Consider the following 20406-nt stretch of genomic DNA (forward strand, 5'->3'; position numbering starts at 1 on the left):
GTTGTGGCGGGCGGGGTGCGGGGTGATGATGCGGCCATGGAACGGACGGTCTTGAAGGCTTCCCGACGGAACCCGCTGTGCGCCGCCTGAACCGGGGCGCGGTCACCGCGCTCCTGGCGGCGCTGCTCCTGGCGGCCGGGGTCCCCACGGTCGTGGACTGGACGACGGGGCGTCCGCACGCGGACCCCGGGTGCCAGACGGTGGCGTTCATGTCGATGACGGGCGTCGCGCCCGAATGCAGGTAGGCGCGGGCCCGCGGTACGGGAGCACCTGCCCGGGGCGCCCGGAGGCCGGCAGCGGCGGCTACCGGACCGTTGGGCCCCCACGGCGCTAGCGGCGGTGGTCGTACACCGTGACGTCGCGGACGTCCTCGGCGACCGTGTCGACGGCCCGCGGCAGCATCCCGCCGCCGAAGTGGATCTCCTCCAGGCGGCCCTCCGCCCGCGCCCCGCCCCCGTGCACGCCCCAGGTGCGACCCGGCTTGCTCTCGGCCCGCCACGGGTGCTCGTGGCCGTCGCACACGGCCTCGCCGCCGCCCATCGTCAGGCGGACGCCCTCCTGGATCACCGTGGCCTTGATCTGGACCGCCCCCACGGGTGACGCGGCCTCGCAGCGGTAGGACCCGGAAAGGATGACCCGGCCGTCCTCGGCGATGTGAGCATCCGACCGTACGGAAATCTCCTGATGGAAAACGGTGGCCTCCGCGGGCACGGCCATGACGGCCGTGACGGCCAGTGCGGAGAAGGCCGTGAGGGCCAGCCGGCTGCCGATCGTACGCATTCTTCCTCCAGGTGGACGAGGGTGTTGGCATTCCGTCGGAACGCATTGTGCTGGCAGTTGGCGGGCAACTCGCTCCCCGCGCCCGTGTCGGTGTGTGCAATTGCCCGCTCGGGCGCGTGAGACTGACCGGAATAAATCCCCCGAAGATCCCCGAAGGGATCCCGTATGCGCAGCCATTCCGCTCCCGCCCTCGCGGCCGCCGCCCTCCTCCCGCTCCTGCTCCTCGGTGCCACGGCCTGCTCCGGCACCGCCGAGGCGCCCGTGCTCGCCCCCGCCGCGGCGCCCGCCGTCCCGGTCGACGACGGCGCGCCCGGCGCCGACGAAGACCCGGCCGCACCCGCGCAGGGGGCGGTGCCGGCCGCCGTGAAGGAAGCCCATGTGGGTGACCCCGTACGGGTGCAAGGGCGCGAGGTGGGCCGCCACCTCCAGGTGGTCCTCGCCGCGTACGTCGACCCGGCGGTCAGCGTCGAGCCGAACTTCGTGCCGCCCGCGGGGAAGCGCTGGGTGGCCGCCTCGATGTCGTTCGTCAACGTCGGCGGAGCCTCGTACGGGGCGCTCGGGCGCATGTGGGCGCACGACAGCGCGGGAAAGCGTCACCCGGTGGTGCGCACCGGTGAACTGACGACCGGCAAACCCCTCGTCTTCGATTCCCTCTCGGTCGGTGAGCGGGCCGAGGGATGGGTCGTGTTCGAAATCCCGGAAAACGCGCGCGTCGTACGGGTCCAGTACCAGGACGCGAACATGCTGCCGAATTCCGGAGGGGGTTTCTGGGCGGTCTAGCCCGCCCGGGTGAAAGGCCGTGAAAGGGCCGGGTGACGGAGCACTAAGGTGCGGCGCATGACTTCAACGCAAGCCGAAATCGACCGGTCCCACCTCGGCACCCTTTCGGTGCTCGCCTGGATCGGCGACCCCTCCGAAGGGCACGACATCCCGTACCTCCTCGCCTACACGCTGGGCGACGGTCCCCAGGGCCGGGAGGCCGGCGAGGCGGCCGCCCGCGGGCTGCTGGAGGAGATCGGCCTGCCCATCGGGGACGTGGTCATGGACGGCACCCGCAACCCGCACAAGTTCGACGTCAAGGTCCTCCTCGCGGACAACCAGATCGCGCTGACCATGCCGGGGCTGAACGCGACCTGCACCGCCCCGCCGGAGTGGGTGGACGCGGCCAACGAGAGCGGGCAGGCGTACTTCCTCTTCGCCACCCGCGCCTGGCCCGAGGCGGTCCCCGGCAAGCCCGTCACCGCGGAGGTCCTCCAGGCGTTCGCCGGTGACGAGGAGGTGCTCACCAGCAGCGCCCACTGCGTCGTCACCGTGCAGAGCCTGCAGAAGTAGCGCCCGCGGCGGCCACTCGCAGCAGCGCCGCCCGCGGGGGCGGTGGTGCCCGCGGGGACGGCGGCGCCGCCACCCGCTCCGGCCGCCGGGCTCCCAGCCTGCCCGGTGGCCGGTTCCGCCGCTCCGGGCCGCCGGTCCCGGCCCGCCGGAGGTCAGGGCCGCCGGTCAGGGCCGTTCGAAGGCGAACCGCAGCGAACGGACCCGGTTGTCGAAGCTGGACCCCGCCAGATCGGGGAGGCCCACCGCCCGCAGGCCCACGGGGCGGGTGAGCAGCTCGCGGAACAGTGCCTTCATCTCCACCCGCGCCAGGTGCGCGCCCAGGCAGAAGTGCGGTCCGCCGCCGCCGAAGCCCAGGTGGGGGTTGGGGGAGCGGGTGATGTCGAAGGCGTCGGGGTCCGGGAAGACCGCCTCGTCGCGGTTGGCGGCCGCGTAGTACAGCACCACCTTGTCGCCGGGCGTGAACAGGTGCCCGCCCAGGGTGTGTTCGGCGGCGACCGTCCGGCGGAACTGGATGATGGGCGTCGAGTGCCGGATCATCTCGTCCACCGCGCCGTCGGCGTACTTCTCGAAGTCCGAGAGCAGCAGGTCCCGTTGCTCCGGGAAGTCGGTCAGCAGGGTCAGGCCGTGGGTGATGGCGTTGCGGGTGGTCTCCACCCCGGCCACCATCAACAGCGAGAAGAACGCGCCGAGCTGGCGGGCGCCGAGCGCCTGGCCGTCCACGTTCGCGGTGACCAGCGCCGAGATCAGGTCGTCCGTCGGGTGCCTGCGCCGCTCCCGGCCGATGCCCGCGACCATCCGCTGCATCCGCGCCAGGGCGCGGAGGCCGCGCCCGGGCATCCGCAGCCGGGCCGCCAGGCCGCGCTCCACACCGATGTTCTCCGAGGCGTGGTTGACCCGGTCGGCGATCTCCGCCCGGTAGCGCTCCGGGATCCCCATCATGTTGCAGATGACCTCCAGCGGGAGCCGCGAGGCCACCGCCGAGACGAACTCGTCCGGCTCTTCGGCCAGTACGTCGTCCACGATGCGGGCCGCCACCGCATGGATGTCCTCCTCCGCGGCCGCCAGCAGCCGGGGCGTGAAGGCCCGCTGCACGATCTTCCGCAGCTGCGCGTGGTCCGGCCCGTCCAGGTTGACCATGGAGTCCCCGAACAGGGCCCGCACCCACCGGGCGGGCTCGGGCGTCGTGACTCCGGGCGCGCTCGCGAACACCTTGGGCAGGCGGCTCGCCTCCTGCACGTCCGCGTGCCGTACGAGGGCCCAGTGGCCGGCCCCTTCGGGCACGAACACCGGCGATTCCAGGGCGCGCAGCCGGGCGAAGGCCGCCAGCCGCCGCTCCGGTGGGAGCTGCCAGAACCCCGGGTCGGCGAGCTCCGCTCCGGGGCCGGTGCCGTCCGCGTGGCGTTGTGGGGGGAGTGTCATGGTCCGTCTCTTCCTGTCGCCGTTGCGCTGAGCTGCTGAACGGGTCCGGGGGCGCGGGAGTGACGGGTCGGGCGCCGTTCACCCGGTCGCGGTACGGGCACCCGGGCCGTGTACCGCCAGGGTCTGGCCGACCGCCACCGTGAGCGTCGCGACCAGGCCCGCGTAGAGGACCGCGTACGGGCCCGCCCAGGTGCAGGCGAGGAGAGCGACGGCGGAGAGCGGCAGCACCAGCTGCTGGGCGAGGCCGCGCTTGAAGTGCCGCGAGTGCAGCGCCCACACCATCATCAGGAACAGCGCGGACGGGACGGTGACCGCGGCGTTGGCCGCCACCTGCGAGATGTGCGCCTTGCCGACGGCGTGCTCGACCGCGACCTCGATGCCCGCGCCGATCGCCGCACCCGCGCCGAAGACCAGCAGGTGGCCGTAGCCCCACGGGATCGCCTCGCGGTTGGAGTTCAGCCGCGTGTGCATCGGCACCGCGAAGTAGATCCACCAGGCGGCGAAGACGATCAGCAGTCCGCCCGCGGCGATGGGCAGCAGCTCGCCCAGGGCCTCGTGCTCGTCGAGCGCCGACTTCACGGCCACGGTGCTCGCGGCGATGGTCTCGCCGAGCACGATGATGGTGAACAGGCCGTACCGCTCCACGATGTGGTGGGCGTGCCAGGGCGTCTGGTGGTGGCGCTCCGCCACCACCGGGACGAGCAGTTCCGCGAACAGCAGCACCACGAACAGCCAGCGCTTCGAGTCGTCCGGGGCGAACAGCAGCCCCACCCAGCCCGCCTGGCACACCACCAGTCCCGCCGCGTACGTGAACGCCGCCGTCCGTGCCGGGCCGCTCTCGCCCGCCCCGGCCCGTAGCCACTGGGCGGTGAGCGCGACGCGCATGATGAGGTAGCCGACGACGGCCACCACCCAGTCGTTGTCGTCGAAGGCGCGGCTCACGCCCGCCGCGTAGACGAGGACACCGGCGATCTGCACGAGCGTGGCGATCCGGTACGGCACGTCGTCGCAGTCGTAGGCGGAGGCGAACCACGTGAAGTTCATCCACGCCCACCACACGCCGAAGAAGACGAAGAAGTAGCCGATCACGCCGGTCCCCGGATGCCCCTCCGCGAGGGCGTGTACCAGTCGCGCCCCGGCCTGGGCGATCGCGACGACGAAGCACAGGTCGAAGAACAGCTCCAGCGGGGTCGCCGCCCGATGGTCCTCGTGGCGGCTGCGGGCGGTCATCGGTACGTACGTCGTCATACCGCCCAGGACAGCAAAGCCGGGCGCCCTGGCAGGCGAGGCGCGCGGCCCGCGGCACGCGGGTACCCCGGGCGGACTCCTGGGACCCGTACCGGTCCGGCACCGGCCGGGCGATCCGCGGCCGGCCGGGCGGCGGGTGCGCGGTCACCGCGACCCGGTCGTGCCCGGCCTCCCGGAGGGCGACGAACGCACTGGGGGCGGCGGGACCTTGTCCTGTCGCCCACACGACGTTCGCCCCTGACGCGGGACGCGCCCGGCGGATGAACCTGGATAAGTCAGGACCCTTCTCGACGTTCAGGACCACGCCATGAGCTCCGCCACGCAGCAAGCGCCAGAAGTGCTGGCCGATCCGGCGCAGTACCGCCCGGGCCGCACCATCACCGAGTGGACGCCGGAGGATCCCTCCTTCTGGCGCACCACCGGCAAGAAGGTCGCGACGCGCAACCTCTGGATCGCCGTGCCGGCGCTGCTGGTGGCCTTCGTGGTCTGGCAGGTGTGGAGCATCACCGCGACGAACCTGAAGGACGTCGGCTTCGGCTTCTCCCAGTCGCAGCTGTTCTGGCTGACCGCCGTCCCGGGCATCACCGGAGGTACCGCCCGCATCTTCTACACCTTCCTCGGCCCGATGATCGGGCAGCGCCGCTTCACGGCGCTCTCGACGGTGGTGCTGATCGTCCCGCTGCTGTGGCTCGGCTTCGCGGTGCAGAACCCGGACACCTCCTACACCACGATGGTCGCGATCGCCGCGCTCTGCGGCATCGGAGGCGCCAACTTCTCCTCCTCGCTGGCCAACATCGGCTTCTTCTACCCGAAGCGGGAGAAGGGCAACGCCACCGGCATCAACGGCGGCCTGGGCAACCTGGGCGTCTCGGTGGTGCAGCTGCTCACGCCGATCCTGATCACCTCCTCGGTCCTGGCGATCGGCGCGGGCCAGAAGAAGGCCGACGGCTCGGAGCTGTACCTCCAGAACGCCGCGTTCGTGTGGGTCCCGGTCCTCATCGTGCTCGCGGCGGTCGCCTGGTTCGGTCAGAACGACCTGAAGGTCGCCTCCACCCCCTTCAGCCAGCAGAAGATCATCTTCAAGCGCAAGCACAACTGGCTGATGACCTGGCTCTACGTCGGCACCTTCGGCTCCTTCATCGGCTTCGCCGCCGCGCTGCCGCTGCTCATCAAGACCACCTTCCCGGACTACTCGGTCGCGACCTACGCGTGGATGGGCCCGGCCCTGGGCGCCCTGGCACGCTGGGCGGGGGGCTGGATCGCCGACAAGCTGGGCGGCGCCCGGGTGACGATCCTTTCCTTCGTCGGCATGGCCGCCTCGATCATCGGAGTGATCACCTTCCTGCCGGCCGGCTCCGGTCCGGGCTCCTTCCCCGGCTTCTTCCTCTGCTTCCTGGCGGCGTTCTTCTTCTCGGGCATCGGCAACGGGTCGACCTTCCGCCAGATCCCGGTGATCTTCCGGAGCCAGCACCTGAAGGGCCTGACGGAGGGCACGGCACAGTACGCGGCGGCCCTGAAGCAGGCGGAGATCGAGTCGGGTGCGGTGACCGGCTTCACCGCCGCCATCGCGGCCTACGGCTTCTTCTTCATCCCGGCGATGTTCGCCAACTTCGCGGTCACCAGCGCGATGTGGGGCTTCGTGGCCTTCTACGCCAGCTGCGTGGTCGTCGCCTGGTGGTTCTACGCCCGCAAGGGCGCGGAAGCCCCCAGCTAGAGCGCGGCTCCAGCAAGGGAGGGGTGGCCATGGGGCTGTGGGGAGCCGTCGGGGTGTTCGTCCCGGCCACCTGCTCCGGGGGTGGCGCCCGCCGGCACCCCCGGCATCGTCGACGCCATGCCGATCATCCTGGCGGTGATCATGGCGCCCGCCGCGAGGGAAGCGGCGGGCGCCATCGACTTCCTGGTCGGCCGGGCCGATCGCACGCTCCGGCGCAACCCCCGCCGCGTCGGCTTCGTCGCGCCCGCCCGCGACCCTGCCGGGCGTCCTCGTGGCGGCCACCGTGCAGGCCCGGACCGGCCGGGACCTCCACCAGGATCCCGGGTGCCTGCGGATGCCGGCCTCGGGCGAGATCGAGCCCACCGCCCCCGCCGGAACCGGCCCGCGGCCGGCGCCGCCGCGGGCGCGCTGGTCCGCGTACCTCTTCCTCGGCGGGGCCGTGGCCGTCGTCGTCCTGTCCTTCATCGGGGCCGACGAGGCCCGGATCACCGGCGCCCTCGGCGGCGTGGCGCGGACCCACCCCTGGTTCTCCCCGGTCATGCTGCTCCTCCTCTCCGCCCTGCCCTTCGGCCAGGCCACCACCGCCAAGGCCCTGATGCCGCCGGGTCCGGCCCTCGGCATCCCGGACCCCCTGATCGCCGCGTGGCCCGCGGTGAACGGCTCCTTCATGCTGCCGGGGCTCGTCACGACGTGCGTCGCCGTATCCACAGGCTTCGCCCTGGTGCGGATCATCTGACTTATCGGGCCTCCGGCGACCCGGTCAGAAGATTCTTGTGAATACGTTCACAAGCGCACGACGGACCTTCGACCCTACGGAAACACCAGGTCAAGCCACATGTGTAGGCCCGGCCGCCCCCCAGGGAGGGACCTTCGGGCCCCAGCTCGGGACCAACGCGGCGCCAAATGATCGATCAAAAGGCGTGCAATGGACACAAGCAACGAGGCGACTCAAGAAGGTGCCGGCCATGACTGCCACCCCTGCGGAAACCACGAAGAACGCCGAGGCCTGGGACGGCTTCAAGGGCGGTCTGTGGCGCGACGCCATAGACGTCCGCGACTTCATCCAGCAGAACTACACGCCGTACGAGGGTGACGACAGCTTCCTCGCCGGCCCCACCGAGCGCACCACCGCCGTGTGGAAGGCCATCACGGACAAGTTCCCCGAGGAGCGCGAGAGGGGCGTCTACGACATCGCGCACGACATCCCGTCGTCGATCACCGCGCACGCCCCCGGCTGGATCGACCGCGACAAGGACCTGATCGTCGGCCTCCAGACGGACGCCCCGCTCAAGCGCGCGATCATGCCGTACGGAGGCTGGCGCATGGTCGCCGGCGCGCTGGAGACCTACGGCTACCCGGTCTCCGAGGACCTGGAGAAGGTCTTCACCGAGTACCGCAAGACCCACAACGCCGGTGTCTTCGACGCCTACACCCCCGAGATCCGCGCCGCCCGCAAGGCCGGCATCGTCACGGGCCTCCCGGACGCCTACGGCCGGGGCCGCATCATCGGCGACTACCGCCGCGTGGCCCTGTACGGCGTCGACCGCCTCATCGCCTTCAAGAAGGAGGAGAAGGAGGAGCTGAACGCCCTCCCAGCGGGACCCCGTTCACTGGAGGAGACGATCCGCCTGCGCGAGGAGCTCTCCGAGCAGATCCGCGCGCTCGCCGAACTCAAGGCGATGGCCGCCGCCTACGGATACGACGTCTCCCGCCCCGCCTCCACCGGCCGTGAGGCCATCCAGTGGCTGTACTTCGCCTACCTGGCCGCCGTGAAGGAGCAGAACGGCGCGGCCATGTCGCTGGGCCGCACCTCCACCTTCATCGACGTCTACCTCCAGCGCGACATCAACTCCGGCCTCCTCACCGAGGAGCAGGCCCAGGAACTGGTCGACGACTTCATCATCAAGCTCCGCATCGTCCGCTTCCTGCGGACCCCGGAGTACGACGAGCTGTTCAGCGGAGACCCCACCTGGGTCACCGAGTCGATCGCCGGCATGGGCGAGGACGGCCGTCCGCTGGTCACGAAGACCTCCTTCCGCTACCTCCAGACCCTCTACAACCTCGGCCCGGCCCCCGAGCCGAACATGACGGTCTTCTGGTCCCCGCGACTGCCGCAGGGCTTCAAGGAGTTCTGCGCCCGCGTCTCGATCGACACCTCCTCGGTGCAGTACGAGTCCGACGAGCTGATGCTCCCGCGCTTCGGCGACGACACCGCCATCGCCTGCTGCGTCTCGGCGATGCCCGTCGGCAAGCAGATGCAGTTCTTCGGCGCCCGGGTGAACCTCGCCAAGACCCTGCTCTACGCCATCAACGGCGGCCGGGACGAGAAGTCCGGCGCCCAGGTGGGCCCCGAGACCGGCGCCCTCACCTCCGAGGTACTGGACTACGACCAGGTCATGGCGAAGTTCGACGAGCAGATGGAATGGCTCGCCGCCACCTACGTCCACGCCCTGAACGTCATCCACTACATGCACGACCGGTACGCCTACGAGCGCATCGAGATGGCCCTCCACGACCGCGACGTCCGCCGCACCATGGCCTGCGGCATCGCCGGACTGTCGGTCGCGGCCGACTCCCTCTCCGCGATCAAGCACGCCCGGGTCACGGCCGTCCGCGACGAGACCGGCCTGGCCACCGACTACGTCGTCGACGGCGCCTACCCCGCCTACGGCAACAACGACGACCGCGTCGACGACATCGCCGTCTGGCTCGTCGAGGAGTTCATGAAGAAGGTGCGCAAGCACGAGACGTACCGGGGCGCCGAGCACACCCAGTCCGTGCTGACGATCACCTCGAACGTCGTCTACGGCAAGAAGACCGGCAACACACCGGACGGACGCCGCGCCGGCGAACCCTTCTCCCCGGGCGCCAACCCGATGAACGGCCGCGACACCCACGGCTACGTCACCTCGGCGCTGTCGGTCGCCAAGCTCCCCTACGAGGACGCCGAGGACGGCATCTCGCTGACCAACACCGTCACCCCCGACGGCCTCGGCCGCACCCCCGAGGAGCGGATCAGGAACCTGGCGGGCGTCCTCGACGGCTACATGGCCAGCGACGGCTTCCACATGAACGTGAACGTCCTCAACCGCGACACGCTCATGGACGCGATGGAGCACCCGGAGAACTACCCGCAGCTGACCATCCGCGTCAGCGGCTACGCGGTGAACTTCGTCCGCCTCACGCGGGACCAGCAGCTCGACGTGCTGAACCGCACCTTCCACGGCTCTCTCTAGGACGACCGCGCCGTCCCACGTACAGACACCGGATCACTGGAGCACCTGCCATGAGCGTCCTCTTCGGTACGAGCATCCCCGTCGGCCCGGCCGCCGCCGCATTCGCCGGCGCCGGCCGCACCCCGGCCGCCGCCGCGACCCGGCGGCCGAGCGAGGGGTCGGTGCACTCCTGGGACCTGTCCACCGGCGTCGACGGCCCCGGGACCCGCTTCGTGACCTTCCTCTCCGGCTGCCCGCTCACCTGCCTGTACTGCCACAACCCCGACACCATGCGGATGCGCTACGGCAAGCGCACCTCGGCCGACGAGATCATCGCCGAGGCCCGCAAGTACACGCGGTTCATCTCGGCCTCCGGGGGCGGCGCCACCGTCTCCGGCGGCGAACCCCTGCTCCAGCCCGTCTTCGCCGGCGAGCTGCTGCACCGGATGAAGAACGACCTCGGCCTCCACACCGCCCTCGACACCTCCGGCTTCCTCGGAGCCCGTGCCACCGACGCCCTGCTGCGCGACGTCGACCTGGTCCTGCTCGACATCAAGTCCTGGGACCGCGAGACGTACCGCAAGGTGACCGGACGCCCGCTGGAGCCCACCCTGGACTTCGCCCGCCGACTCGCCGACCTCGGCAAGGAGGTCCACCTGCGGTTCGTCCTGGTGCCCGGGCTCACCGACGCGCGGGAGAACATCGAGGGCGTCGCCGCCTTCGCCGCGACGCTCGGCAACGTCTCGCGGGTCGACGTCCTGCCCTTCCACAAGCTGGGCGAGGGCAAGTGGGACGCCCTGGGGATGCCGTTCACCCTGCACGACACCCCCTCGCCGACCGCCGGGCAGGTCGCCAGGGCGAAGGCCGTCTTCGCCGCGCACGGCCTGACGGCCGTGTGACCCCGTTCGGAGTAGCCGAAGATCCGGCACAACGGGCTGAAACGGTACGAACCGCCTAGCGTGGTGCTGTGTCCGAGCCCACGGAAGTACTCGCCGACGCCCCGCCACCCCCGCCCGGCCCCCCGGAGCCCCCGCCTCCGGCCGGACGGCCCGTCACCGCACGGGCCACCCTGGCCGGAGTCGTCGTCTCGCTCCTGCTCATCGCCGCGATCGTGCTCGGCAGCCGCCTCCTGCGGGACTTCGACTCCGCCCTGCTGCCGTACGCCGTCGCGACGGTCTTCCTGGCCTTCGGCGTGGCCTACCGGTACACGGTCTGGGTCTCGGCGCCCGGCGCGCGACGCCTCTTCAAGAAGGGCTTCGGCAGCTTCTTCTCGGCGGCCAACTTCAAGAAGGCGCCCACGGCCCTGCCGAAGATGATCGCCACCTACCTCGGCTTCCAGAAGTTCCTCGGCGCCCGCTCGCGCGGCCGCTGGGCCGCACACCAGCTGATCTTCTGGGGCTGCCTGCTGGCCGCCGCGATCACCTTCCCCCTGACCTGGGGCTGGTTCACCTTCACCGCCGACAGCGGCTCCGGGCCCGGGTACGAGATGCGGGTCTGGGGGTTCAAGGTCCTCGGCTTCGACTCGCTGAACGTCCTGGGCTGGCTGATGTTCCACGGCCTGGACATCGCCGCCGTCCTCGTCATCCCCGGGGCCTCGTACTTCCTGTGGCGCCGCATGAAGGACCGCGGGGCCATCACCGGCCAGCGCTTCGCCTACGACCTGCTCCCGCTGATCTGCCTGATCGTCATCTCGGTGACCGGGCTGCTGCTGACCTTCTCGTCGATCTTCCTGCACGGCGGCGGCTACGAGTTCCTGGCGATCCTGCACATGGTGTCGGTGGTCTTCACCCTCATCTACATCCCCTTCGGGAAGTTCTTCCACATCGTGCAGCGGCCGGCCGCCGTCGGCATGCAGCTCTTCAAGTACACCGCCCGCCAGGACGAGCAGGTCTTCGCCTGCAAGCGCTGCGGCGAGCCCATCGACACCACCCCGTACGTGGAGAACCTGCGCGGCACGATGCAGGACCTGAAGCTCGGCTTCGACGCCTGGGCCGAGTACTGCCCGCGCTGCAAGCGGGTGCTGCGCGGCAACGCCTACCTGACCCACGTCAAGAAGGGCTACAAGTGACCGCGACGGACCCCGCCAAGACGGCGCCGCTGCCGCTCGACCCGTCCATCGCCCCGCCCGGCACCCGCAACTTCCGCGACGCCGGCGGCATCCCCGCCGACCAGTGGCACGCCGACCAGAACGGCGAGACGCTCGTCCCCACCCACTGCTGCTTCTGCGGCGTGCAGTGCGGCATGTACCTGCGCGTGGACAGAGGCGGCAAGGTCTTCGGCGTGGAGCCCCGCAACCACGACATCAACCGGATGCGGCTGTGCCCCAAGGGCATCAACGCCTACCAGCAGGTCAACCACCCCGACCGGCTGACGGCCCCGCTCATGCGCCGCTCCCGCGACGAGGAGTTCCGCGAGTGCTCCTGGGACGAGGCCCTCGACTTCACCGTCTCCGAGGTCCGCCGGATCCAGGGTGCCCACGGCAACGACGCCTTCGGGCTCCTCGGCGGCGCCAGCCTCTACTCCGAGAAGACCTACCTCGTCGGCAAGTTCGGCCGGGTCGCCCTCAAGACCCGGCACGTCGACTACAACGGCCGTCTCTGCATGGTCAGCGCGGCCGGAGCCAACAAGCTCGCCTTCGGCATCGACCGGGCCGCGAACCCCTTCTCGGACATCCTCCTCACCGACTGCCTGCTGATCGCGGGGTCCAACGTGGGGGAGTGCTTCCCCGTGATGACCCAGTACGTGTGGGGCGCCCGGGACCGGGGCGCCTCGCTGATCGTCGTCGACCCGCGCGAGACCGCCATCGCCCGCACCGCCGACATCCACGTCGCCCTCAAGCCCGGCACCGACTCCGCCTTCTTCAACGCCGTCCTGCACGTCATCGTCGCCGAGGGACTCGCCGACGAGGACTACCTCGCCGCCCACACCACCGGCTGGGAGGAGGTCCGCGAGAACGTCCAGGACTACCCGCCCGCCCGGTCCGCCGCGATCTGCGGGATCCCCGAAGAGCAGATCGTCCAGGTCGCCCGCACGTTCGGCCGGGCGGCGAGCGCCATGGCCTTCCACGCGCGGGGCGTCGAACACCACTCGCAGGGCGTCGAGAACTGTCTCTCCATCATCAACCTGTGCGTCGCCACCGGGAACCTCGGCAAGCCGGGCGCCGGCTACGGAACCATCACCGGCCAGGGCAACGGCCAGGGCGGCCGCGAGCACGGCCAGAAGTCCGACCTGCTGCCCGGCGGGCGCTCCATCATGAACGAGGAGCACCGCCGCCAGATCTGCGCGATCTGGGGCATCGAGGAGTCCGAACTGCCGCCCGCCGGAACCTCCATGATGGAAATGGTCTGGCAGATGCAGCGTCAGGAGATCCGGGGCCTGATCGGGATCTGCAACAACCCGTTCGTGTCCCTGCCCAACTACGGCGCGGTCAAGGACGGCTACGACACCCTCGAATTCCACGCCCAGTTCGACTTCTTCCTCTCCGAGACCGCCACCAACGCCCACGTCGTCTTCCCCGTCACCGTCTGGGCGGAGGACGAGGGCGTCATGGCCAACACCGAGGCCCGCGTTGTCAAGCACAACAAGGCGCAGGAGCCCCCCGCCGGAGTGCGCACCGACACCTGGGTGATGTGCGAACTCGCCCGCCGCCTCGGCGTCGGCGACAAGTTCGACTTCGCCGGCTCCCGCGAGGTGTTCGAGGAACTGCGCGTCGCCTCCGCCGGCACCGTCAACGACTACTACGGCATCACCTACGAGCGCCTGGAGGAGACCGGCGGCATCATGTGGCCCTGCCCCTCCACCGACCACCCGGGCACGCCCCGGCTGTTCGAGGGCGGCAAGACCTACCACCCCGACGGGAAGGTCCACCTCCAGGTCGTCGAGTGGCACGCGCCGATGGACCCCTACACCGAGGAGTACCCCCTCTCCCTGACCACCGGCCGTACCGTCGCGCACTTCCTCTCCGGGAACCAGACGCGCCGCCTGGGCGCCCTGGTGGAACAGACCCCGCGGCCCTGGGTGGAGGTCCACCCCTCGCACGGCTTCCGCAACGGCGACCCGGTCCGGGTCGTCACCCGGCGGGGCAGCGAGGTCTTCCCGGCCCTGGTCACCGAGGCCATCCGCCCCGACACGGTCTTCATCCCCTATCACTGGCCCGTCCCGACGGCCGCGAACGCCCTGACCATCGACGCCCTCGATCCCCGGTCCAAGATCCCCGAGTACAAGGTGTGCGCCGCCCGGATCGAGGCCGCGGAGCGGGTCGACGAGGTTCCGGCGCCGCCCACGGCCCCCGGCCACCAGGCCTATCCGCAAACGCAGGTCTCACGCACCGACGCCCAGCCCCCCACGTCCTCCCAGGGCCGTGGCACGGGCGAGAGGAGCTGACGCGCCATGATGGGCCGCACGATCTTCATCGACCCGGGCCGCTGCATCGGGTGCCAGGCCTGCGTCTCCGCCTGCCGCGAATGCGATTCCCACCGCGGCAAGTCGATGATCCACCTGGACTACACCGACCCCGGCATGTCCGTCGCCTCCCTCCCGACCGTCTGCATGCACTGCGAGGATCCGGTCGCCCCCTGCGCCGAGGTCTGCCCGGCCGACGCGATCCTGGTCACCGCCGACGGTGTGGTCCAGCAGGCCGACACCACCCGCTGCATCGGCTGCGCCAACTGCGTCAACGCCTGCCCCTTCGGAGTTCCGAAGATCGACCTCCAGGCGAAGCTCCAGATGAAGTGCAACCTCTGCTACGACCGCACCGCCTACGGCCTGGCCCCCATGTGCGCCACCGTCTGCCCGACCGGGGCCCTCTTCTACGGAACCCTCGAGGAGCTCCAGGCCGAGCGTCCCGGCGTGCAGGTCGCCGACTCCTTCGTCTTCGGCGACGTCATGGTCAGCACGGGCGTCGCGATGGTCGTACCCGCCGACAAGGTCCAGTGGCCCGTTCCCGGCGGCCTGCCCGTCGTCGAGATCAACGGAGTGGATGTCCGATGAGCGTGACCGAACAGCCCGCACCCGGAACGGGTCCCGACTCGGACGGCGACGCCGCCGCCGACCGGCTGCGCGACCGGATCAGCGCCGACTCCCTCACCACCCGCCGCGACTACCTGCGCATCGTCGCCACCGTCTCCGGGGGCCTGGCCATCGGCGGGGTCGGGGTCGCCGCCGGCATCCTGCACCGGCACGGGGACAGCGAGCGGCTGCCCGAGGCCAAGAAGGTCGCCGACGACCTGCCCCCGGGACAGTCCGTGGCCTTCCGGTTCCCCGGCGAGGAGGACCGAGCCCTGGCCGTCCGGCTGTCCGACGGCAGCCTCGTCGGTTACTCCGCCGTCTGCACCCACCTGGCCTGCGGCGTCCTCTGGCGCGAGGACCGCGGCCCCGCCGGGGAGCTGTACTGCCCCTGCCACGAAGGCGTCTTCGACGCCCGCACCGGCGAGGTGACGGCCGGACCGCCGCCACGCCCCCTCCCCAGGATCCTCCTGACCGAGCAGGCCGACGGCAGCGTCTGGGCCGTCGCCACCGTCCGGTCGGGGGAACAGGCCCAGGAAGCCCTGTGCCGGCAGATCGGCGAGTCCCGTCCGGAGATGGCCCAGCGCCTGGGCTGTCCCGTGGCGGACCGTGCCACCTCGACCGAGAGCAGGCGGACGTGAGCGACGCGCAGCTGCCTCCCCGTCCCGCGTACCGGCCCGGCAGCGCCGAGCCCCGGCTGAACCGGCCCGTGCGCGAGCGGTATCCGCAGATCCGCTCCACCAGCGGATACGGAGACCCGCGGATCCGGCACACCGGCCCCGGCCCCGGGGCCGGCACCGAACAGGAGCCGGAGCGCTCCTCGAAGCTCAACGCCCGGCTGGCCCTGGCACTCACCGTCGTGATCGGACAGCTCTGGGCGCTGACCGTGACCGTCAACGAGTGGATGAAGGGAAACACCGGCACGGCCTGGTGGGGGGCGGGATTCCTCGTCCTGTCCTTCCTGGTCGTGATCGGCCTGTGGCTCCTCGACCCGAAGGACCGATGACCATGTCCATACCCACGCCCACCCCGTCCGCGGTGCGTTCGCACCGCGCGGAGACCTACAAGCCGGGTGCCACCATCGGGGACTGGCGTCCCGAGGACGAAGGCTTCTGGCAGTCCACCGGCCGCAAGGTCGCCCAGCGCAACCTGTGGGTGTCGATCCCGGCGCTGATGCTCGGCTTCGTGGTCTGGCAGGTCTGGTCGGTGACCGTGGTCAAGCTGAACGACGTCGGCTTCGCCTTCTCCAAGTCGCAGTTGTTCTGGCTGACCGCCATCCCCGGCATCACCGGCGGCACCTTCCGGATCCTGTACACCTTCATCGGACCGATCTTCGGCGAGCGCAGGTTCACCGCCTTCAGCACGGTCATCCTGGTCGCCCCCATGCTGTGGCTGGGCTTCGCGCTCCAGGACAGCGGCACCCCCTACTGGGAGCTGGTGCTCATCGCGGCCGTCTGCGGCATCGGCGGCGCGAACTTCGCCTCTTCGATGGCGAACATCGGCTTCTTCTTCCCCAAACGGGAGAAGGGCAGCGCCAACGGCCTCAACGGAGGCCTCGGCAACCTGGGCGTCAGCGTGGTCCAGCTGGTGGCCCCGCTGGTGGTCACCGCCGCCGTACTGGGCGCCCCGGCGGGCGGCCCGCAGCACGACGCGAAGAAGGACACCGACATCTGGCTCCAGAACGGCGCCTTCCTCTGGGTGCCCCTTCTGGTGATCATGGCGCTGCTCGCCTGGTTCCTGATGAACGACCTCAGGGTGGCCTCGGCCCCCTTCAGCCAGCAGAAGATCATCTTCAAGCGCAAGCACAACTGGCTGATGACCTGGCTCTACGTGGGCACCTTCGGTTCCTTCATCGGTTTCGCCGCGGGCCTGCCCCTGCTGATCAAGAACAACTTCGAGTCCCAGGGCTACCAGGCCACCACCTATGCGTGGATCGGACCGTTCATCGGCGCGCTGATGCGGTGGGCCGGCGGCTGGCTCTCCGACAAGATGGGCGGCGCCAGGGTGACCATGCTGTCCTTCGTCGGGATGGCGGCGTCCCTGGTCGTCGTGGTCTTCGCGCTTCCGGCCGGCGGCGACCAGGGCAGCTTCTGGGCCTTCTTCATCGGCTTCCTGGCGGCCTTCGCCTTCTCCGGGCTGGGCAACGGCTCCACCTTCCGGCAGATCCCGGTGATCTTCCGCGACCAGCACATGCGCGAGGCCGAGGGGAAGGGCCCCGAGGCGCAGGCGGCCGCGCTGAAGCAGTCCGAGATGGAGTCGGGAGCCGTGACCGGCTTCTCCTCCGCCATCGCCGCCTACGGCTTCTTCTTCATCCCCGCGATGTTCGCCGCCATGGCGGTCCCGCACGCGCTGTGGCTGTTCATCGGCTTCTACGCCACCTGCCTCGCCGTGTGCTGGTGGTTCTACGCCCGCAAGGGCGCGGAAGCCCCCAGCTGACCGGCGCGGGAGGCGGGGGCAGGAGCGGGGCCCGCTGCCGGGGCGGCCGTACCCTTGAGGCATGAGCACCGCCCCCGCCTCCGAACCGCAGCCCCCGCAGCCCGAAACCGGGGCGCTGCCGGCCAAGCCCAGGCCCCGGCTGGTCTTCGACGACCCGCTGGACCAGCAGTCCTCGGACGACACGGACCGCGGCTGGGGAGAGCGGGCCCCCGCCGGCGGAAGCGCGGCCGACCTGGCCCGCTTCCTCGACGAGAAGCCCCCGCACCACATCTGATCCGCCGGGGCGGTCAGAAGGCGTCGCGCGACCCCGGCGCCCCGGGGGCGCCCCCGCCGTTCGCCGCGCGCTGCGCGACCAGGGTGTCCCGGATCTCCTTGAGGACCTCCAGCTCGGTGATCTCCATGGTCTCCTGCACGCCCTCCTTGGCCTTGCGGCGCGCCTCCTGCTTGGCGAGGTACTTCGCCATCGGCAGCACCATCAGGAAGTACACGACGGCCGCGGTGATCAGGAAGGTCAGCGTGGCGTTGAGGACCGAACCCCAGAGGATCTCCACCCCCGTCGGCTGGCCGTCCGCCCCGACGCCGCACGGGTTCTTGATGCAGGACTTGTAGACGTCCAGGTTCTTCGTGCCGATGGCACCGATCACCGGGCTGATGATGCCCTTCACCAGTGAGTTCACGATGTTCGTGAACGCGGCGCCGATGACGACGGCCACCGCCAGGTCGACCACGTTGCCGCGCATCAGGAAGGCCTTGAAGCCCGCCAGGACGCTCTCCTTCTTCTTCTCGCTCACCACTGAGCCTTTCTTCGCATCTACGGAACACGGAGCCAACGGTTCCGAAAGCTACGGCAGTCAAGGCCGGGCGTGTCCAATCGCTGCCCTCCTCGCGGTGACTTGACTGCTCGTCCGTGCGATTCAGCACAACGTCACCGCCAGCTTCGTCACCGTGCCCGCACCGACGAGTTCCCGCGCGGTCTCCCGGGGCACGGACAGCACCACCAGGGCCCCGCCTTCCCCCACCTCCCCTTCCGTACGCGGGACTTCGGACACCCGCGCCCCGGCCGCCACCAGCCGCGGCGGCCCCGTGCGTTCCGCGGCGACCACGTCCACCCGGTCCCCGGGCCGCAGCAGCCCCACCGTGGCCCCGTCCGCGATGCGCACCGGAGCCGACACCATGCGCACCACCGCCGGAGGCGGTTTCACCTCGGGAGGAGGTGCCCCCCGGGCGGCCCGCGCCTCGGTCCCGCCGACCGCCAGGGCGGCCGCCACCACGGCCAGTGCGGCCGACGCGGCACGCCGCCGGCGCCGTACCGCGCGGCGCAGCCGGCGCCCGCTCCCCCCCACCCGCAGCGGGGGGAAGAGGGGAACGGGGCGCGCGGGGGGACACGCGGAGGGCGAATGAGGGAACGAGGGGGAGAGACGAGAGGAAGGAGCCGAAGGAGAAGGAGAAGGAGAAGGAGGAGAGGTCCTGGACATGGTGGGCACCGCCGAACTGGTCGTGTTCCGCCGTCCGGGCCGGTGCCCGGACACCCCTCACGATCCGCCGCCGCCCCGGATCCCGCTCCCGCCTGTGGACCGTCCCCAGGTTGTGGACAACGCGGTCACCCGCACGAGTGGCCCCGAACCGTCCGGCCACCGGAGCCCGGGGCGTCAGGGCCTGGACGGCACCGTGCAGGCCTCGGCGAATCCCTGGCTGGTCAGCCCGAAGGCGCTGTTCACCCGCGAGCGGAAGTTCTCCAGGGCGACCACGGCGGTCAGTTCGACGAACGCCTCCTCACCGAGCCGGGCGATCAGCTGCGCCGCCAGCCCGTCGGTGACCGTCGGCTCGGTCTCGGTCATGGCCTCGGCGTACTCCATGACGAGCAGCTCCACCCCGGTGAACGCCTCGCGGGCGCCGGCCTCCCGCCAGCGCGGCACCCGTTCGATCTTCTCCGGCGACAGGCCCAGCTCCCGGCCCTCCCAGTAGCCGAAGTCCATGCACCAGGAGCAGTTGACCCGCGCGGCGGCGGCCATCACCGCGAGGTGCTTCAGCCCTGCGTCGAGCTTGTTCCACTTCGCCGCCCGCTGTTCGAGGCGGACGTACGCGAACAGCACGCGCGGGTTGTGGCCGTACGCCAGGCCGGGGTCGAGCTCCTTGCCGTAGGTGCGGCGGGAGTACCAGGCGGCGATCCGCACGAGGAGCGTGCGCGGCGGGGTGAGCGAGATGCGCGGCATGATCGGCCTCTTCCGGTCGGGGGGGCTTGGTGCCCCCTTCGCCAGAGGGACAAGCGAGCCCCGCGGAACGTGACACCTCCCGCGGAATTCCTCCGCACGGGACGCGCGAACCCGCCCGGCCGGTCACCCCGGAGCCCGCCGGAGCCGGCCGCCGGGCGGTCCCGTGCCGGGTCTCGACCGGCCCTCGACCGGGTCTCCCGCCCCGCCCTACGGCAGTTCGATGCCCAGGTCCCACCCGTCGTGGGCGTGGGTGCACAGGCAGTCCCGGGACTCCGTCGCCGGCAGCGCCGCCACCGCGTCGAAGAGGACCTCGCGGAGCCGTCCCACGTTCTCGCCGAACACCCTCAGGACCTCGGTGTGGGACACGCCCTCGCCCGTCTCGGCGCCCGCGTCCAGGTCCGTGACCAGCGCCATCGACGTGTAGCAGAGCCCCAGCTCGCGGGCGAGGACCGCCTCGGGGTGCCCGGTCATGCCGACCACCGACCAGCCGGCCGCCGCGTGCCACCGGGACTCGGCGCGCGTCGAGAACCGCGGCCCCTCGACGACGACCATGGTGCCGCCGTCCACCGGCTCCCAGTCCCGCCCCCGCGCCGCCGCCAGGGCCACGGAGCGCCCGACGGGGCAGTACGGGTCGGCGAAGGTGGTGTGCACGACGTTGGGGACGGACCCGTCGGGCAGCGGCTCCCCGTCGAAGAAGGTCTGGGCGCGGGACTTCGTACGGTCCACCAGCTGGTCGGGGACGAGCAGCGTGCCCGGCCCGTACTCCGCCCGCAGGCCGCCCACCGCGCAGGGGCCCAGTACCTGGCGGACGCCGACCGAGCGCAGGGCCCACAGGTTGGCCCGGTAGTTGATCTTGTGCGGGGGCACGGTGTGGCTGCGCCCGTGCCGGGGCAGGAACGCCACCTGGCGGCCGCCCAGCTCGCCCAGGTACAGGGAGTCGCTCGGGGCCCCGTACGGGGTCTCCACCTGGATCTCGGAGACGTCCTCCAGGAAGGAGTAGAAGCCCGATCCGCCGATTACACCGATCTCTGCGTTCGCCATGCCG

General features: G+C 71.1%; 21 protein-coding genes and 1 pseudogene. 15 read left to right on the forward strand and 7 right to left on the reverse strand.

Annotated features, from left to right (window positions below):
* Window positions 1–77: 77 nt before the first annotated feature.
* The gene (locus AC07B0_RS21275; protein WP_356872177.1) at window positions 78–245 is read left to right on the forward strand and encodes a hypothetical protein; all 168 of its coding nucleotides are present in this window, start codon (window positions 78–80) and stop codon (window positions 243–245) included.
* A gap of 85 nt (window positions 246–330) precedes the next feature.
* Here the strand turns inward: AC07B0_RS21275 and AC07B0_RS21280 are convergent, their stop codons facing one another.
* A complete protein-coding gene (locus AC07B0_RS21280; RefSeq protein ID WP_478898714.1) occupies window positions 331–780 on the reverse strand; it encodes a DUF6299 family protein in 450 nt (149 codons plus the stop codon).
* Between the two features lie 165 nt (window positions 781–945).
* Between AC07B0_RS21280 and AC07B0_RS21285 the strand changes: the two genes are divergently transcribed.
* Together AC07B0_RS21285 and AC07B0_RS21290 are read left to right on the forward strand one after the other, a co-directional pair.
* Window positions 946–1560: a DUF4352 domain-containing protein gene (locus AC07B0_RS21285; protein WP_469380500.1), complete on the forward strand. Its 615-nt coding sequence runs from the start codon at window positions 946–948 to the stop codon at window positions 1558–1560.
* A 57-nt stretch (window positions 1561–1617) separates the two neighbouring features.
* The gene (locus AC07B0_RS21290) at window positions 1618–2112 is read left to right on the forward strand and encodes a DUF5949 family protein (RefSeq protein WP_356872171.1); all 495 of its coding nucleotides are present in this window, start codon (window positions 1618–1620) and stop codon (window positions 2110–2112) included.
* 165 nt (window positions 2113–2277) lie between these two features.
* On the opposite strand, the gene AC07B0_RS21295 is transcribed toward AC07B0_RS21290, so the two are convergent.
* Both AC07B0_RS21295 and AC07B0_RS21300 read right to left on the reverse strand, forming a co-directional pair.
* Window positions 2278–3531 carry a cytochrome P450 gene (locus tag AC07B0_RS21295; protein ID WP_356872169.1) on the reverse strand — a complete coding sequence of 418 codons (1254 nt, stop codon included), beginning with the start codon at window positions 3529–3531 and terminating at the stop codon, window positions 2278–2280.
* A gap of 78 nt (window positions 3532–3609) precedes the next feature.
* Window positions 3610–4779, reverse strand: coding sequence for a low temperature requirement protein A (locus AC07B0_RS21300; protein ID WP_478898715.1), 1170 nt, complete (start codon window positions 4777–4779; stop codon window positions 3610–3612).
* A gap of 307 nt (window positions 4780–5086) precedes the next feature.
* Here AC07B0_RS21300 and AC07B0_RS21305 point away from each other — a divergent pair, with 307 nt between their 5' ends.
* From AC07B0_RS21305 to AC07B0_RS21360, 12 genes and pseudogenes are all read left to right on the forward strand, one after another.
* The gene (locus AC07B0_RS21305) at window positions 5087–6493 is read left to right on the forward strand and encodes a NarK family nitrate/nitrite MFS transporter (protein WP_478898716.1); all 1407 of its coding nucleotides are present in this window, start codon (window positions 5087–5089) and stop codon (window positions 6491–6493) included.
* Window positions 6494–6634: 141 nt separating this feature from the next.
* Window positions 6635–6682 (forward strand): annotated as a pseudogene (locus AC07B0_RS21310) (hypothetical protein); the annotation flags it as partial.
* A gap of 82 nt (window positions 6683–6764) precedes the next feature.
* Window positions 6765–7229, forward strand: a complete 465-nt coding sequence (locus AC07B0_RS21315) for an anaerobic C4-dicarboxylate transporter family protein (RefSeq protein ID WP_478898717.1) — start codon at window positions 6765–6767, stop codon at window positions 7227–7229.
* A 229-nt stretch (window positions 7230–7458) separates the two neighbouring features.
* A complete protein-coding gene (gene pflB, locus AC07B0_RS21320) occupies window positions 7459–9729 on the forward strand; it encodes a formate C-acetyltransferase (RefSeq protein ID WP_478898718.1) in 2271 nt (756 codons plus the stop codon).
* A gap of 50 nt (window positions 9730–9779) precedes the next feature.
* Entirely contained in the window at window positions 9780–10607 is an 828-nt protein-coding gene (gene pflA / locus AC07B0_RS21325) for a pyruvate formate-lyase-activating protein (RefSeq protein ID WP_478898719.1), read from the forward strand.
* A gap of 68 nt (window positions 10608–10675) precedes the next feature.
* Entirely contained in the window at window positions 10676–11776 is a 1101-nt protein-coding gene (locus AC07B0_RS21330) for an MFS transporter (RefSeq protein WP_478865390.1), read from the forward strand.
* The gene (locus tag AC07B0_RS21335; protein WP_478898720.1) at window positions 11773–14091 is read left to right on the forward strand and encodes a molybdopterin oxidoreductase family protein; all 2319 of its coding nucleotides are present in this window, start codon (window positions 11773–11775) and stop codon (window positions 14089–14091) included. The genes AC07B0_RS21330 and AC07B0_RS21335 overlap by 4 nt, the downstream gene beginning before the upstream one ends.
* A 6-nt stretch (window positions 14092–14097) precedes the next feature.
* Entirely contained in the window at window positions 14098–14697 is a 600-nt protein-coding gene (locus tag AC07B0_RS21340) for a 4Fe-4S dicluster domain-containing protein (RefSeq protein WP_356872153.1), read from the forward strand.
* Window positions 14694–15353, forward strand: a complete 660-nt coding sequence (locus tag AC07B0_RS21345) for a QcrA and Rieske domain-containing protein (RefSeq protein ID WP_356872151.1) — start codon at window positions 14694–14696, stop codon at window positions 15351–15353. The genes AC07B0_RS21340 and AC07B0_RS21345 overlap by 4 nt, the downstream gene beginning before the upstream one ends.
* On the forward strand, window positions 15350–15718 hold the full coding sequence (locus tag AC07B0_RS21350) for a hypothetical protein (RefSeq protein ID WP_356872150.1): 369 nt from the start codon (window positions 15350–15352) through the stop codon (window positions 15716–15718). The genes AC07B0_RS21345 and AC07B0_RS21350 overlap by 4 nt, the downstream gene beginning before the upstream one ends.
* A gap of 2 nt (window positions 15719–15720) precedes the next feature.
* A complete protein-coding gene (locus AC07B0_RS21355) occupies window positions 15721–17148 on the forward strand; it encodes a NarK family nitrate/nitrite MFS transporter (RefSeq protein ID WP_356872148.1) in 1428 nt (475 codons plus the stop codon).
* Window positions 17149–17209: 61 nt separating this feature from the next.
* Window positions 17210–17422: a hypothetical protein gene (locus AC07B0_RS21360; RefSeq protein ID WP_356872146.1), complete on the forward strand. Its 213-nt coding sequence runs from the start codon at window positions 17210–17212 to the stop codon at window positions 17420–17422.
* Window positions 17423–17435: 13 nt separating this feature from the next.
* Here AC07B0_RS21360 and AC07B0_RS21365 read toward each other — a convergent pair whose 3' ends face one another.
* From AC07B0_RS21365 to AC07B0_RS21380, 4 genes are all read right to left on the reverse strand, one after another.
* On the reverse strand, window positions 17436–17888 hold the full coding sequence (locus AC07B0_RS21365; protein WP_467296355.1) for a large conductance mechanosensitive channel protein MscL: 453 nt from the start codon (window positions 17886–17888) through the stop codon (window positions 17436–17438).
* A gap of 174 nt (window positions 17889–18062) precedes the next feature.
* Window positions 18063–18323 carry a hypothetical protein gene (locus AC07B0_RS21370; protein WP_478865392.1) on the reverse strand — a complete coding sequence of 87 codons (261 nt, stop codon included), beginning with the start codon at window positions 18321–18323 and terminating at the stop codon, window positions 18063–18065.
* Between the two features lie 474 nt (window positions 18324–18797).
* Window positions 18798–19361 (reverse strand): carboxymuconolactone decarboxylase family protein, encoded by a 564-nt coding sequence (locus AC07B0_RS21375; protein ID WP_356872140.1) that lies wholly within the window; start codon window positions 19359–19361, stop codon window positions 18798–18800.
* A gap of 207 nt (window positions 19362–19568) precedes the next feature.
* On the reverse strand, window positions 19569–20402 hold the full coding sequence (locus tag AC07B0_RS21380; RefSeq protein ID WP_478898721.1) for an S-methyl-5'-thioadenosine phosphorylase: 834 nt from the start codon (window positions 20400–20402) through the stop codon (window positions 19569–19571).
* Window positions 20403–20406: the final 4 nt, after the last annotated feature.

This window comes from Streptomyces sp. NPDC044704 (assembly GCF_056433525.1).